The organism is Microcoleus sp. F10-B2 (assembly GCF_036704965.1).
In the GTDB taxonomy this organism is placed as follows: domain Bacteria; phylum Cyanobacteriota; class Cyanobacteriia; order Cyanobacteriales; family Microcoleaceae; genus Microcoleus.
The window spans coordinates 1-16063 of the sequence record NZ_JAUBTB010000008.1; the positions used below are offsets into that span (position 1 = coordinate 1).

A 16063-nucleotide genomic window follows, 5' to 3' on the forward strand; every position below is an offset into this window, starting at 1 on the left:
CCGTGGGTTTGGCTCATCAAGGGCAGATTTTATTGCCGCCGGGACGGAATTTGACGAATGTCCTGGTGGTTTACGATCGCGAATATCCAGATCCTGCTCAATTAAAACAGTCTTGGGAACGCTTTCAAAAGGGTTCTCGACCAACACCGGACAAATCAGTGTTTTTTGATTGAATCGGCAATTACTATAATATGAAGTAAGCTTTTGCAGGCAAAGATGATGACAGCAACAAAAGAAAGAACCTGGACAGTCGAAGAATATCACCGCATGATTGAAGCTGGTATTCTCAATGAGGATGATAACATTGAACTCCTAGATGGGAGAATTGTTGAAATGAGTCCTCAAACACCAATCCATGCTGCTACAACTCAACGCAGCGATCGATATCTACAACATTTGCTAAGAGATTTAGCAGCAATTCGGGTGCAGTTGCCAATTACTTTAGCGACTTCAGAACCGGAACCCGATATAGCAGTTGTTCGTATCGATCCGGGAGATTATCGCGACCATCACCCAAATCCTAGCGAAATCTTGCTGTTAATTGAAGTTTCCTACTCAACATTACAAATTGACCGCAGGGAAAAAGCCCCGATTTACGCGAAAGCAAATATTGCTGAATATTGGATATTATATGTAGCCGCTCGCGAGGCATATATTTACCGGAATCCCGCACCGGGAGGCTATCAATCTGAGATAGTTGTTCCAGATGATGCTGTGATTAGAATGCTAGCTTTTCCTGAAATTGAAATTAGTTTTTCAGAACTGTTTTTGCCTGTTTAGTTTGTGTTTGAGCTTTAATCGCAGATGGAGCCGATAAACGCAGATGGACGCAGATCAAGAGTTAAAACCAAGATGTTTGGGAGTGGTTTAAATCTCAAGGTCGTGGTAAAATGGAGAAATGAATTCAATGGTCTTTTATTTCAAATCTTGAATTATTAGACAAACTTCGGCAGTTATCCCCTGCTGAGAAGTTTCAAATAATGCAGTTATTAATGGCTGAGTTTGCGAAAGAAGAAATGTTAAAACCATTGGATAATGGGCCAGATTATCGTGTTCGATCGCCTTATAATTATGGTGATGCTGCTCGGGAATTAATGAGCTTATTAGAACAAGAAGAAGCGAAATAATAAAAGGTGAAATGCTATTAGCTGTTTCACCAGAAAGCTATAATTGAGGAAATTATTTGTAATGTCAGAATTCTCTTTAGAAAATCTTTCCGAAAAAATACATTACGGCAAGACAAAAGATTATTTTCAAGAAGTTCTATCTTCGTACCACAATGGCAACTATCGTTCCGCAGTGGTAATGCTTTGGTCTGTCGCTGTTTGTGACTTAGTGTATAAACTTGAATATCTTGTTGATTTATATCAAGACCCAGTTGCAAAATCAATTCTTGATGAGCTTACAACATTACAAAACAATGATTCCAAATCATCCTATTGGGAAGTTAAACTGATTGAGGAGACCCATAAAAAGACAAATCTGTTGGATAACTCAGAATCTGAAAATCTGCGATATCTTCAAAAGCAACGCCATCTATCCGCTCACCCTATATTAGACTCAGATACACAATTACATACACCTAACAAAGAAACGGTGAGGGCGCTGATTAGAAATACTCTGGAGGATTTGCTTATAAAGCCACCTTTCTACACGAAAAAAATAATTAACGAACTTTTAGAGAATATTGCGGAAGCAGCGCCAGCACTTGATAATAGACAAAAAGTAAAAAAATATCTAGAAAGTCGATATTTAAGTAAATTTAAACTAGAAGTTGAGCTTTCTATTTATAAAACTTTGTGGAAGTTTGTATTTAAGAAGGAAGACGAAAATTGCACAAAAAACAGAGATATCAATTTGCAAACACTTGAGGTAATCGGAAATCGGAATCCCGAAAGTATTCTCAACCAAATAAAAGGAGAGAAAGACTATTATAGTAATGTTTCATCGATTCCGCTCACTTTGGATTATTTAGTATCTTATTTGTCAAAAAATCCTAAAATTTACGATCTTCTTAATGAAGATGCGAAACTTAAAATACAGCATAAAGTTAAAACTAGTAACACAAGCAAAATCTTTGGATGGTTTGTAAAGGAGAATTTACAGGTACACTATGAAGACATCTTATATTTGATAGAAAATGATATTAACTTCTATTTTACGATGGTCGAATTAAAACTTTTGCTTGAGATAGCTGATACAAAAGAGTGGCAAAATTTATTTTGTCGCATACTATCTAGTTATTACTGTGCTAGCAGAAGTTATGATGAAGCAGACTCTCGATTTCAGCAAGCCATATCTCCTTACCTTGAAGTCTTTGATAAAGAGACAATAGAGTTTTTGATTGAGCGAATTGAAAAAAATGTTCAGGTATATGGGCGCCGAAAAGCAAGAGAAGAACACAAAGAAATCAAGAAAAAGCTTTTTCAATTACACGGACAGGAATTCGACTTGAACCCTTACCCAAATTTCCAGAAAAATGTGATGGAAGATGAATGCTAAGTCAGCTAACTAATCAAAAAATCTCCTCATCCGCCTTCGACGGATAAACCCACGACTCAATCAGCCCGCATAACCCCCCTCGTCAATAGTTTGTGGGTAAGTTCTGTGTTCCCTACGGAGAGTTTTCCCACTCGGCGGTAAGCTTGCGGAAATTGTATTGAGATACACCGGGGTGACAAGTAACGCAACTGCTGATATTTGCGGGTTGTGGCAGTTTGACTTTGGGGTGCAGAGCTTTGAAATAGCGAGAACTGGCGACTCGGTAGGCGAGTTCTTCGTCTTTTGCTTGGGGACGGGAAAAAGTTTGCAGGTAGTTCCAGACTAGCAGGCGGGGCGGGTCTACTAGCAGTTTGATGGTTTGTCCGTAGTGTTGGGAATCTTGCAGCAATCTGCGCCAAGTTTCTGTAGGTAATACTTGTGGCGGTAAACCGATGTGACAGGTGGCGCAGTTTTCTAGGTACAGTTGCTTTCCGAGTTGGTAGCGTTCGGGAATGCGATCGACCGTACCAGTATCCTCGATCGGAGACACCTGAGCAAGTCGGGCAGGAGTGCCAGAGTAGGCAGTCTGAGCTGCAACCCATCCGCCGCAGGTGCAGCAGACAATTATCAACACTAGCAACGTTGAGTAAAGCCCCCGCAAGCCTACTCTGCGACGTTTGCGGGGTTTTTCCTGTTTCATAATTCTGAATTTATTTTTGGTTAAATCACTGGTATACTCATGCCTTCGCGGGCTAAGCAGCTATTGGCGAACGCTGCCTGCACCTCTGCTTCGACTCGATCGAGAAAATTGTCGTCGTGGCCTGGATCGTGGTGAAACATCACGATTTTTTTGACTCCAGCAGCTTTCGCTATTTCTACTCCTGCTTGCCAAGTCGAGTGTCCCCAGCCGACTTTTGGCGTTTTGAAGTCGTAATACTCTTCGTTGGTGTAGTTGGCGTCGTAAATCAGCACGTCGGCGTTGCGAGCTAGGTGTAACACGTTGTCGTCCAGGCGATCGGGAAAATGTTCTGTATCGGTGCAGTAGACGGCTGTGTGTCCCTCCCAGGTGACTCGGTATCCGATCGCCGTATTAGGATGGTTTAGCAGTGCCGTTTCTATTTTCACATCGTCGAGTTCGAGAATATCCCCAGGCGTCAAATCGTTGAATTTGAGGTCTGACTGCATCACCTGAATGGGGACGGGAAAATTGGGGTGCAGCATTTGGTCGGCAAGACGCTGTTTGATTGTAGTGCCGTTGGGGGCGATCGCACCGTAAATGTGAAAGCAGTTCCCCGGGATAAAGGCGGGAGTAAAGAACGGAAACCCTTGAATGTGATCCCAGTGAGTATGACTAAAAAACATATGGGCTTCCACCGGCATTTGCCGCAGCAGATTGAGGCCCAGAACTCGCAGGCCCGTACCACCGTCAAAAATTAGGCGTTTTTTGCCCAAGCGCATTTCTACGCAAGAGGTGTTGCCTCCGTAGCGAATTGTTTTGGTGCCGGGCGTGGCGATGCTGCCCCGCACGCCCCAAAACTGAACGACAAACTCGGTCAAAGGACTATTTTCCATAGTTGCTTTGCCATCAGAAGGCTGTGGATTTGCGGGCGAGTGTTCGGAATTAGGCATTTTTTTTAGGTTTATGCGCAGGAATTTTGGGGTTGAGATTTTAGTTTTTAGTTTTTAGTTTTTTGATTTTACAGTCCAGGACGCAAAAACCCGGTTTCTGCACGTAATTTGGTCGTATACGCTCGATCGCGACAACGAGAAACCGGGTTTTTTTTCGAGTGCGATCGCGAGCTGTTTTAGACTTGAGAGAGCATTCTCTCCACGCTGTTTGCGGTTGAAGATTTTCTGCGTTCCGAGCAACCCATTTAGATTAAGATAGCGTTGATTTGAGGCGATCGCAGTAAATTTTCCAGTTAAATTTCTTTAAAGGTAGAAGCCAGTCCTCAGAAGACAGAATTTAGTCTCTACTCGCTCAAATAATATTTTTTTCAACATTACGCCGGAGTGGCTTCTAAGCTCTATCTGCCTGTGACTGAGCATTCAGGAGTGATTTAACGCTCGCGGGCGATCGACTCCTCGACTGGATTCCCAGACGTGCAGCGGTCGCGTTAAGTTGGGCCTGCTGATTTTTTTGTCTGGTTGCAGTCGAGAAGTGCTGGCTAGGACGTGTTTTTTTGCTTTTAAAATGAGATTCAGATGCCCCTGGCATTCCCCTCCGGGGATGCAAGAATGCTCTTGTCCTCCGCCTGATTAAGGGGGGCTAGGGGGGATCTCCGGGGAAATAAAACACGCCCTGGGGGCTTATTTGCGATCGGCTGCGATGCACTTTTCCACTAAGGGCATTACTCGATCGACATCTTGCCACCCCAGAATTTCTGTCACTTTTTTCTCCAAATTTTTGTAGGTTCTAAAAAATTCGGCTATTTCGTCCAAGCGGTGGGGGGCTACGTCTTTGAGGGACTTATACTGAGCGTAGCGGGGGTCTTTGTCGGGAACGCAAAGCAGTTTTTCGTCCCTGTCGCCTCCGTCGATCATTTCCAGCATTCCGATCGGACGGGCTGCGATTATGCACCCTGGAAAGGTGGGCTCATCCATCATTACCATGCCGTCGAGGGGGTCGCCGTCATCGGCTAAGGTATTGGGTATGAAGCCGTAGTCGCACGGATATTGGACTGAGGAAGAAAGCACCCGATCGAGAGCAAAGGCTTGCAAGTCTTTATCAAATTCGTACTTGTTTTTGCTACCGGCGGTAATTTCGATGAGGACGTTGAGCAGTCCTGGTTTCGGCTGTGCCGGAATTAGCGATAAGTCCACAACAATATCTCCAAGTTAACAGATGATTGGGATGAGTGCTACTTGCCAAATCCCTTTGATAGCATTTTACGGGCGATCGGGGCCGACGGCTGCATGAGATTGACAGAAAGCGGGGGAGTGTGTCGGCGGCTGGGAGAATACACGCTTTCGGGCGAGACGCCCATCCCACACAAGAGAGAGGGGACGGGCGGGACGCCCATCCCACAGATTGAAAGGGTAATCCTTTGTTTTGGCGATCGGAGATATTTTCAGAACCATTTATTCTGTTTACCGTCTGTCAAAATTATTTTAATTTTCAAACCCAACCACTGGCTCAGTTCTGTTGCTAACCACTTGATTTCTGATTCACTTAGTCCCTCCTTCTCTCCTAACTGATATTTGTGGTTGCCTGCTTGAACTATCATCTGATAGACTTTCCCTAATGTCACTTCCGAGTAGCTCTTCTGCATAAGTAATGATGCCGTTTTATATAACCCTGTAGCGATTGACAAAGCAAAAATCATAACTTTTGCACCAATACCGCTGTTTCTATATTCACGTTGTTGAATTTTCAACTGGCAAATCTCGTTCCTGGGAGATGGCTTGGCATGATTCCATCTCAACCCCAGTAGATGGCTGCTACAGGAGATTTGCTGGCGATCGATTCTGAGGCGAAGTTCTCGGCGAAACAGTGCCAGCAGAAACATTACTCCTACCCTAGCTAACATTACTCCAACCAGAGCTAAGTAACCGCAGGCTATCAGAATAATAACTTGACTATCTATCGGTAAATTAGTAATTTTACTGCCGTCGTTGATTGCATATAAAATATAAACTAAAAGACAGCCGAAGGGGACAATATTCGCAGCTACCGCAGTCACAAGCAGGGCACTTAAACCCAAACTCACTTCCTGCGACGGAATTACAATTTCTACAAACTCCGAAGTTTTTGTGAGTTTAATCTCGCTACCAGGTGGCTGCAATGTTATATAATCTTTGTGAATTTTCTCGATCGAGCGGGGATTTTTGAGCGCTCGCCATGCTTCCTCAGCCGAAGATAACCGTTTTGACAAACTCGGTTCTGTCATCCACTCCAGCCAATCAATTAAACTAGGATTGAGGTGCGTGGCTCGATCGGCAAATTTAATTTTCAAATCCTGCTGCGACATTTCCGCGGGATGCAAACCCGTTACCAAATAAATTAAAGTTGCACCTAAACTGTAGAGATCGGAAGCCGGAACTGAGCGCCCGCCAAATTGTTCCGGTGCCATATATCCATAAGTTCCTACTACTGTAATTGTACCGCCAAATTTTGCAGCTTGGTTCTGCACCGAACCGAAATCAACTAAATAAATTTTTCCGATCGAGTTACCGGATCTGCTGTGCAGTAAAATATTGCTGGGTTTAATATCGCGGTGAATAACATGCGGATTTTGCTTGTGCAAATAATTCAAAATTTCCAACAACTTTTTTACTAATTCTTTCAGTTCATTTACGCTAAAAGTACGCCCCGAGCGCAAATGCTCTTCCAAAGTTTTTCCCTTTACATAAGTCTGTACCAAGGCAAATCCTTTACTGTCTGGTTCGTCAATTTCCAGATAGTCGAGGTAGCGGGGAATTGCCGGGTGAGAAAGTGCTTTTAAAGTTTCCGCTTCTCGTTCAAATAGCTTGAGGTCTTGCCATTCAAAATCGCTGCCGAGAAATAGCTGTTTGATGACAACTAATTTTTGAGTTTGCAAATCACGAGCCAGCAGCGTTTGGCGACCTGTTTGTTTTCCCAGTTGTCGCTGTACTTCGTAGCGTTCTGCTAATACTTTGCAAGTCATGTTTTTGACCTTTATTTTAACTTTAAATTAAACACTTTGCTTTGATTAGATTAGATACCTGAATTATCATTAAAATCAGGTATGTCGTCGGTAGTTTGTGATTATTCACTACCGCTAAAAATGATAACTAATCAACCAAACACGCTCTTATTTTAAAGTTTACAGTCCGCTGTCTTTTTGATACGACCGGGCAATAAACTTGCTACTTTCCCCCTGAGATAGTGCTGTAATTAGCGAGGGTACAATCGCAAAGAAAATATAATTGGAATCTCCTTCAGGTTTAAAATTCATATTTTTAAAAAAATAGATAGTTATCAAGGCGGAGATTAGCATACTAACTGAACTTAAAACCTGTCGGTAAAGTTTGGGGTTAGTGAGGGGATGAAACCACAATAGGGTCACGATCGTTATGATTATTCCATTTCCCAAGCCCAGCAGCAAGCCGAAATGAAGACTCACAAAGACTGCCATAATTATCATCGTTATCCCCCCTAAAGTTATCCCGATCCAACCCGTCGTCGTCATCAAACCCATAAACAAGGAGCCGTAAATAAGTGCACAAGCTCCTGCCGCTATAACTCCGGTAACAAAACTGTACCAGATCGCACGAGGCAATAAGGCCAGGGGATGATACACGGGCTGTTTCTTTCTCAATGGCAGGGAAGATTTATTGATTTGCGGCGGTTTTTCTAGAGCTTCTTTTGCGCTCTGGACTGAGGCGGGACGGCGATCTAAACTGGGATGCGTCATCCACTTCAGCCAATTGGTAAAAGCGGGACTTAATTTGGTGAATTGCTCGAATTCAATCTGCAAATCTTGCTGCGGCAAATCGGCTGGATGCTGCTTGGTAATTAAGGCGATTAAGGTTGCTCCCAAACTGTACAAGTCGGAAGCGGGAACCGCCCTCCCGCCAAATTGTTCGGGCGGCATATAGCCATACGTGCCGACAACAGTGACTGTTTTTCCCTGTTGGGTTGCTAGGGTTTGAACTGCACCGAAATCGACTAGGTAGACTTCGCCGACGCTGTTACCCGATCGATTCTTGAGTAAAATATTGCTGGGTTTAATGTCGCGGTGAATCACCGGGGGCTGTCGCTGGTGCAGGTAGGCGAGGATGTCTAATAATGCTGTTGCTAATTGTTTGACTTCCCTTTCACTGAAGGTGCGGCCGTCTGAGAGATATTCTTGTAGGGATTTGGCTGCGATGTAAGTCTGAACTAGGGCGAATCCTTTGCGTTTGGGCGTGTCGATTTCAAAGGAGTCGAGATATCGGGGAATTGCCGGATGGGATAGGGATTTTAAGGTTTCGACTTCTCGCTGGAACAGTTTTAAGTCTTCCCAGTTAAAGTCGCTGCTGAATGAGAGGAGTTTGACTACTACTTGCTGTTGGGTTTTTAAGTCGCGGGCGAGTAAAGTTTGCCGTCCTGCTTGCTTGCCGAGTCGCCGATCGCACTTGTAGCGATCGGCTAATATTTCTCCTGACAAATCCCCGATGTTTTGTCCGCTCATGTTCTCCTGCCCTAGAAGCGATTAAATCTAGTTTAGTTGACAAAAATACAATTGTCTGTACTTGTTAAAGCGATTTATCGTTCAGTGGCGCGGGTTTACGAGATGATTGGTTTTACGGGGAAATTGTTGGTAAAACTCGCCCCTACCGATCGGAGATGATTGTTTTTTTGCACTGACCTACTTAACGCGATCGCGCACAATGAAGACCCCCCTAATTTAAGCTTGAATTTAACTTTGGATTTGCTTGTAAATTGACTGCACTACATCTAGCAGGGTCAAGACTTGCTGCCATTCGGGAGCGTCGGGTTTGTAGCTTTTTGCGCGCTGAGTTTTTAAACTTTGGTGCAAAAGGTTCAGCAGCGAATCTGGAGACTGCAAGGAGTTCTCATCTTCATCTGTTGGGTTGTGGGCTGCATTCTCTTCTATGGTTTCTTTGATGCTTTGTGCCTTATCTGCCAGGGTCAAAGCTCTGCCCGCCATGTTTTCCGGTATTTTTGGCCGTTCCGACAAAGACTGACGGGTCAGTTCTTCGAGCAGTTGGCGGACTTGAGCCACCCATTCAAGATCGTTTACCGAAAACGAATCGGATTTAAACGTTTGCCCCTGTGGTCTTTGCTGAATGGTTTGTAATTTCTGAATCAGGGGAAGAGACTTATGAGTGATGTTTTCGGGGATTCTGGGGATATCTGACAGCGAGCTGCGAGCAATCTCTAGCAATAGTTGGTAAACCTGATCTACCCACTCAATATCTCCCGATTGCGAATTCCAATTATCCATAACTGATGCTAGTAGTTTTCTATATCTAAGGCTAGAACGTTGACTATCTGATGAAAGCAAGCTGCTTTTAGGAGTCGCCAACGCTATTAAAGCTTACGCGGGCGGGGTCAATAACCCGGTTTCTGAGCGGATGTTTCGTCGCCTTTCCCCAAGATTTTTTTCATAAACTGGGTAATGCGAGAGCAACTCGTAACTATTGTTTGAGCTCTTCTGATGGTAGAAGTGCTTTGTTTGTTACCGCGGGTAGCGCGAAACGCGGGCATCTGGCGATGGCGAGGCAAGCTAGTCCAAGTCTGGTTATCTAACAATGATACCTGTTGGAGCTGATTTAAAATTGCCCCAACAGGATATTAAGGTTAATTGGTCGGATGGAAGGGCGAGGATCTCGCGATTGCGAGATCCTCGCCCTTCCCCGGTTGGCGGCGCTACTATTTTTCTGTGAGATTCCACACGCCGTCCCAGTTTAGTACGTCGGGAGGGCTGAGCTTATATAACCCACAGCGATCGACGTGCAATTTAGCTGCCTTGTTTTTCGGGTCAACTTTCAGAACGGCGTTAAATTCGCCTTCGGCGTCTTTAAAAGCTTGCTTGGCTTTTGGTTCTAAGGCTTTTTTAAACTCGCTCAGCAGTTTTTTGACCCGATCGAGTCCCAGGTTTTCAAATTCCTCATCTAACATTTCTGCAACTGTCTCCGCCGCCCGACTTTTAATTTTCGCCTGCAATAGCTGTCTGATATCTGCGGGTTTCAGCCTCTTGATTTTGGGATTTGATGGTTCTAAGATGTCTGCTTCCAACAGTTTTTTGACTTCGCCTTCTTGCAAGTATTGAATCTCGTCTGCTGATAGCTGCTTGATTTTTGCTTGCAGCAGCATTGTGGCTTCGTCTTCCGAGAGGTTTTTGATGCCTTCCAATTTCAGCAGTTGGATTTCAGGCTGCAACAGCACGATGAGTTTGTCTGCTTCCGACAGGTTTTTCGGGTCGTACTCTGACAGCTTTTTCAGTTGATGCAACAGGTTCTTGAGTTCGTGTTCCAACTGTTGTTCGACACTGTATAACAGTGGTTTCTTAATCTCTGCCTCCGGCATTTCGGCGACATCCTTTAAGATGTTTTTTACCTCACTTTCTGAGAGTCTTTGCCTGACAGGAGTTTTGTAATGTTCGCGCCCCTTCGTGTAATGTTCTATAATTTCTTGCTGTGTTTCGGTTAGTGACTTGCCCACTGGCGAGTATCCCTCGCGGATGCCGACGAGTTCGTAAACGATTACGGGTTCGCTTTTGCCTTTGACAGTAATAAAGTCGAGTTCTCGCACGTACAGCCGATCTTTGTAGTCTCTGTACGTGTTGTCGCTGACGATCAAGTCGGTGCCGTACTGCTTGCTGGCGCCTTCTAAGCGAGAGGCGAGGTTTACACCGTCTCCTATAGAAGTCAGTTCCATGCGTTTGCTCGATCCGATGTTGCCGCTGACAACTTCGTCGGAATGGATGCCCATGCCAATGCCGATCGGCAATTCCCCATGTGACATACGCTCTCGATTAAACTGGGCCAGTTTTTCCCGCATTTTCACTGCTGTTTGCATTGCACACCAAGCATGATCCTCTAGGGGCGCTGGAGAGCCAAAAACTGCCATCAAAGCGTCGCCGATGTATTTGTCGAGAGTCCCTCCGTACTCGAATACGACATCTACCATCACTTCAAAATATTTGTTGAGCATCACTACCACTTCTTCGGCTTGCAATTTTTCCGTAAGTGTGGTATAGCTGCGAATGTCTGAGAACAGCACCGAAACGTTTTTGCGCTTGCCGCCCAATCCATGATCCCCTGAAGCTAACAGCGCTTCGGCTACTTCGGGGGTCATGTAACGGTACATCAAGTTTTTGATTTGCTTGGCGTCGCTGATATCTTCCATGACGACTAACGCGCCGTTGACCTTGTTGGGGTCAGTAGCGTCGGTCATTGAATTAATCGAGAGATTGATACTCTGTGCTTTTCCTTCAAAGGAAAGCAAAACTTGATCTGGGTAATACTGCTGGCGGTCGTTATCGTCTTCGGGAGACAAAGACGCATCGAACCATTTGGCAAAATCGCCTTTTTCTAACTTAATCAAATCCCGCACAGATTGACCTTCGGCTAATTCGGCATCGCTGACACCCAGTAATTTTTTGGCACTGGGATTGGTCGCTACTATATTCCCTTTTTTATCGGTAGAAATCACGCCGTTAGTCAAGGCGTGCAGCATATCTTTTTGTCTTTGTTCTTGCTGTTTGACTTCTGCAAACAGTTTGGCGTTTTGCAGGGCGACTCCTGCTTGGATGTTAAACGCCTTCATAAATTCCAGGTCGTTGCGGTTAAAACTCGCTTTCCACTGATCGGGGGCGTGCGGCCAATCTGCGGGGTTGTAGGGGGGGTATTCTCCTTGCCGTTTTTTATTAACTAATTGGGTGACACCAATCAATTTTTTGTCAGAGTTAAACACTGGCATACACAGCATACTGCAAGTGCGGTAGTCAGTTTGTGGGTCGGTTCTTTTGGAAATTTCGGCGCGGGGGTCATCGTATACGTCAAAGGGAATCAGCAGCGGTTCCCCGGATTCGGCGACGATGCCTGCAAAACCGGCGGTTCTGGGTATGCGAAGTTCTTTCACGCTGTCGGCCGTCGGGATTTTCGTCCAGAGTTCGTCTTTATCTTCATCGATCAGCCACAGGGTGCTGCGATCGGCTTGCATCAGTTCTTTGGCCTGATCCATCACTCTTTTTAGGGTATCTTCTAAGTCTAGACTGCTCTGAGATAGAGCGGTGATGGCATTGATCAGCGCCGTGGCTGCTCGCTGTCTCTGAGTTGCTGCGTAGAAAGATTTGGACGATTCTAGAATTAGACGAATCGAAGGAGCAAATTCTTTAAAAACTTGTTCGTCTTCTTTAGTAAATCCGTGTCTGTCGATTTGTTCGTCTAAAGTCGGGTATTTTTCGTGATTGGGTCTGAGTTTATTAATCAGTTGAACGACTGCTACTAACTCTCCTGTTTCTTCGTTGATCAGGGGCATCGCCAGCATTGTATAAGTGCGATATCCTGTTCTTTCGTCAGTTTTTTTGGCGTTAGTCGAGCGGGGGTCGTTATAAAAATCATAAGGAATGTTAACCACTTTTTGGAACGTGGCTACTTCTCCCGCAATGCCGACATGGGCGGGAACTCGGAGCTCTAGGTTTTTGCCATTTTCGTCTTTAGCGACGATCGCCCAGAGTTCATTTTTTTCGTCATCTAATAAAAATATCGTGCTGCGATCGGCATTCAGCAATTCCCCGGTTTTGAGGGTAATAGACTCCAACATCTCGTTGAGAATAAAGTCAAATCCCTCACTCTCAAGAATATTGTCCAGCATTCCCAGGGTTTGATTGACAACCTTAAGTTTGTCTTCTACTTCCTTAACTACTCCTGTAAAACTGTCCTTGTTTAAGGGTGCGAGGAAACTGGAGAAGTTTCCTTGGGTTTTGACGATTTGACTACTGCTAGAGGAATAGTGAGAATGCTGTTCCTGATTATTTTCACTTACAGGAGTGACATCTATCACGTTTTCCACAGCTGACAGATTGGAAGATGCAGATTTCATAGACCTTTACAGAAGCTTAAGTGTAAGGGTTAGTCTCTAAGCTAGGACAGCGGGCAAGTTCATTGGTGAGTCACCTGTCGCACAAAACTCAAGTATGTGTGAAAGTATTTCCCAGTTTACAGAACTCCGGCCACAGGGCAAGGGCAATTCAGTTGGGATTGCTGGTGAACTGCTGGTGCGACGGTAACGCTGCTGTGGCATTGCTGCACTCTTTTTAGAGAATGCGAATCCTGTTTAAATAGTTTATTAACTGATTTTGACATTGTGCGTGCCTGGTTTAACTACGTTCTGCTGGTCTTCGATCCGATCGCCCGCAGGAATGCGAATGCGTGCAGCAGGAAGGACTGCTGAAAGAGGGACGGCTTTGCGGGACTACGGGCAATTGTGACACCACCAGTTGCTACTGATGTGTGCCCTTCTGTACACAATTGTGTTTTTTAACTTGAATTTCTGTCAATTTTTCTGTTCTTAGCTTTCAGCCCGCGACTAAAATTACGGGCTTTCAGCTTTTTTTGTAAAATTTGCGGTTGATATTTTTAGTGTAACCTCCGGCTCTGAAAAAACTCCGTTTTTTGGCCCCCCGATCGGCTTGAGGGTATCGTCAGGGTTTAGCCGACTGAGTTTTGCGCAATCCGGCGGCTTCGACGAGCAGGGATTCGGCGAAGGCGATGGCTTCTGTTGCTGAGCGGCCGCTGGCGAGTTGGGCGAGTTCTTCGCGCCGCTGCTCGCTGTTGAGGGCGGCAACTCTGACTACCGTGCGTTCCAATGGTTCGGAATTGGCTGCTGGTTCGTCGATACTTGGTTCTGCTTCGATCGTCTGTTTGTTGACGCGAAAATGAAAATCAGCCATCGCAGCGATCAGCGGCTGGTGGGTGACGCAGAGAACTTGGTGTTTGTCGGAGAGTTGGTAGAGTTTTTTGGCTATCGCGCCGGCGACTCTCCCGGAGACTCCGGCGTCGATTTCGTCAAAAATCAGCGTACCGGCGCTTTCTATTTGGGAAAAACAGGCTTTGATGGCGAGTAGAAAGCGGCTCATTTCTCCCCCGGAGGCGATCGCGCCCAGAGGTTGCAGGGGTTCGCCCGGATTGGGGCTGAAACAAAAGGCGATTTGGTCGGCACCGGTAGCGGTTGGGGTACAAGGCGAGATCTCGACTTGAAATTGCACTTTTTCCATTGCTAATGGCTTAAGTTCTCCTACGAGGTGCGTTTCTAGTTTGAGGGCTGCTTCGCGCCGCAGGGTAGTGAGGTGGCTGCAAGCGTCTTTTAATTGGTCTAAAGCGGTCTGATATGCGAGTTCTAAGGCTTCCATTGACTCGCCTCCTTCTAAAAGTTCGTTTAGTTCGTTTTGAATGCTTTGGTAGTAGGCGATCGCTTCTTTGAGCGGCCCGTATTTGCGGCAAATTTGTTTGAGTTCGCGAATTCTCTCTTCTACTTCTTCGAGTCTTTCGGGATCTGCTTCTAATTGTTCGCCGTAGCTGCTAATTTGCCTGCTGGCTTCTGTGGCTTGAGCTAAAGCATCGCTGACCATTTCTAGGATTGGTTGCAACTGCACGTCGTAAACGGCCATGTCGCTTAAAATTACCTCGGCTTTGCTCAACAAGTCGGCGGCTGATGCGGTGTCGCCTTCGTTTTGGTACAGGGCTTGGTGGACTTGGTAACTCTGCTGCTGCAATTCGACGACGTGCCCCAGCCGGATTGATTCTTGTTCTAGCTGTTCGAGTTCGCCGGCGTCTTCGATGTGGGCTTCGCCGAGTTCTCGGACTTGGTATTCTAACAAATCAAGTCTTTGCAGCCGCTGCTGTTCCGACTGACGCCTGCGTTTGAGGGCTGTTTTGGCATTGCTGGCACAGATCCACGCGGTGGCGACGATCGATCGCGCTTCAGCGAGCTTTTTGCCGCCGTAGAGGTCGAGCCATTCTCGCTGGAGGGTTTCTTGTCCGAGGTGGACGGTTTGGCCTTGGGCGGTAATTTCGACCAGCCGATCGCGCAGTTGGTCCATTAACTGGCGGTTGACCAGAATTCCGTTCAAGCGGGATCTGGTGCGCAGAGTACCGCTTGATGCGTTAATTTCCCGGCTGCAAACGGCTAAATTTCCGTCTATGGGTTCGATTTCTTGCTCGCCCAGCCACAAAGCTGCGGCTTTGTCCAATTCAAAGGTAGCTTCCAATATTGCCCGCGCTGCTCCGGTGCGAATCGATCGGCGATCGACTTTCCCGCCCAACACTGCATCGATCGCATCTAGGATAATCGATTTACCAGCGCCTGTTTCCCCTGTAAATACGTTCAAACTCGGGCCAAATTCTAGATCCAGGCAGTCAATTAAGGCAAAGTTTTCTATTCTGAGGTATAGCAACATGAGGAATTGGGAATTGGGAATTGTTAATTTGTAATTAGTAATTGGTAATTAGTAATTGGTAATTGCTAATTAGAGCGAGAGCCTGGAAAATTATTGGTATCCAATAACAACTGTCAACTGTCAACTGACTTCTGCTATAGTTTCAACCAACCAAACAAATCTCCTACCGTCAGCCGCAATTCTCCGGCCCAATTTGGAACTGGCAACACTCCTTCGGGTTTTGCTAAAATTTCCGGTTGCTTTCCCGGTGGACAAATTAATATCGAGCCTACCATCGGATCGATCGGCAAACCCATTTTAGTGCCGTTTTTCAAACAGTGTAAAATATTCCCAGTTACTTTAGTTAGACTCTGGCTGGGAGACAGAATTTCAATTGTCCAATCTGGGTAAGTTTCAAATAGATTAGCAACATCCCCATTTTCATCAACTGGTATTCTTTCCCAAGTAAATACTGTGATATCTGGCACGATCGATCTGCCGCCAACAAAAGTACACCGCAATTCAGGAAAAGCTAAGGCAATTTTCTGAATTTTAACTCCGACATTGATGGCTGGGACTAATTCAGATTGAATTCGGCTATGTTTTCCTTGTGCTATAGGCTTTTGGATGATTTTACCGTTGATATATTCGCTAGCTGGTTCTGTTTCCGGCAGTTTTACAAACTCTGACAAAGTTAGTGTTTTTGTTTGTTGTATCTGTACCATTTT

At 45.5% G+C, this 16063-nt stretch carries 13 protein-coding genes; 3 read left to right on the forward strand and 10 right to left on the reverse strand.

The window, feature by feature from the left end:
* The first annotated feature begins 216 nt into the window (after positions 1-216).
* The 3 genes from QUA99_RS04740 (at position 217) to QUA99_RS04750 (ending at position 2502) form a co-directional block, all read left to right on the forward strand.
* Positions 217-780 carry a Uma2 family endonuclease gene (locus QUA99_RS04740; protein ID WP_333234995.1) on the forward strand — a complete coding sequence of 188 codons (564 nt, stop codon included), beginning with the start codon at positions 217-219 and terminating at the stop codon, positions 778-780.
* Positions 781-980: 200 nt separating this feature from the next.
* Positions 981-1127: a hypothetical protein gene (locus tag QUA99_RS04745; protein WP_333234994.1), complete on the forward strand. Its 147-nt coding sequence runs from the start codon at positions 981-983 to the stop codon at positions 1125-1127.
* Positions 1128-1188: 61 nt separating this feature from the next.
* The gene (locus QUA99_RS04750) at positions 1189-2502 is read left to right on the forward strand and encodes a hypothetical protein (protein ID WP_333234993.1); all 1314 of its coding nucleotides are present in this window, start codon (positions 1189-1191) and stop codon (positions 2500-2502) included.
* A gap of 112 nt (positions 2503-2614) precedes the next feature.
* On the opposite strand, the gene QUA99_RS04755 is transcribed toward QUA99_RS04750, so the two are convergent.
* From QUA99_RS04755 to QUA99_RS04800, 10 genes are all read right to left on the reverse strand, one after another.
* Positions 2615-3181 (reverse strand): diheme cytochrome C, encoded by a 567-nt coding sequence (locus tag QUA99_RS04755; protein WP_333234992.1) that lies wholly within the window; start codon positions 3179-3181, stop codon positions 2615-2617.
* A 20-nt stretch (positions 3182-3201) separates the two neighbouring features.
* A complete protein-coding gene (locus QUA99_RS04760; protein ID WP_333234991.1) occupies positions 3202-4110 on the reverse strand; it encodes an MBL fold metallo-hydrolase in 909 nt (302 codons plus the stop codon).
* 681 nt (positions 4111-4791) lie between these two features.
* On the reverse strand, positions 4792-5304 hold the full coding sequence (locus tag QUA99_RS04765; RefSeq protein WP_333234990.1) for an inorganic diphosphatase: 513 nt from the start codon (positions 5302-5304) through the stop codon (positions 4792-4794).
* Positions 5305-5370: 66 nt separating this feature from the next.
* Positions 5371-5562 carry a hypothetical protein gene (locus tag QUA99_RS04770; RefSeq protein ID WP_333234989.1) on the reverse strand — a complete coding sequence of 64 codons (192 nt, stop codon included), beginning with the start codon at positions 5560-5562 and terminating at the stop codon, positions 5371-5373.
* On the reverse strand, positions 5553-7109 hold the full coding sequence (locus QUA99_RS04775) for a serine/threonine-protein kinase (protein ID WP_333234988.1): 1557 nt from the start codon (positions 7107-7109) through the stop codon (positions 5553-5555). The genes QUA99_RS04770 and QUA99_RS04775 overlap by 10 nt, the downstream gene beginning before the upstream one ends.
* 159 nt (positions 7110-7268) lie before the next feature.
* Positions 7269-8618, reverse strand: a complete 1350-nt coding sequence (locus QUA99_RS04780) for a serine/threonine-protein kinase (RefSeq protein WP_333234987.1) — start codon at positions 8616-8618, stop codon at positions 7269-7271.
* Positions 8619-8846: 228 nt separating this feature from the next.
* A complete protein-coding gene (locus tag QUA99_RS04785) occupies positions 8847-9395 on the reverse strand; it encodes an inorganic pyrophosphatase (RefSeq protein WP_333234986.1) in 549 nt (182 codons plus the stop codon).
* A 428-nt stretch (positions 9396-9823) separates the two neighbouring features.
* Positions 9824-13000, reverse strand: a complete 3177-nt coding sequence (locus QUA99_RS04790) for a GAF domain-containing protein (protein WP_333234985.1) — start codon at positions 12998-13000, stop codon at positions 9824-9826.
* Positions 13001-13601: 601 nt separating this feature from the next.
* Complete coding sequence (gene recN / locus QUA99_RS04795) at positions 13602-15356, reverse strand: DNA repair protein RecN (RefSeq protein WP_333234984.1); 1755 nt, start codon at positions 15354-15356, stop codon at positions 13602-13604.
* A gap of 134 nt (positions 15357-15490) precedes the next feature.
* Positions 15491-16060: a Uma2 family endonuclease gene (locus QUA99_RS04800; RefSeq protein WP_333234983.1), complete on the reverse strand. Its 570-nt coding sequence runs from the start codon at positions 16058-16060 to the stop codon at positions 15491-15493.
* Between the last annotated feature and the right edge of the window lie 3 nt (positions 16061-16063).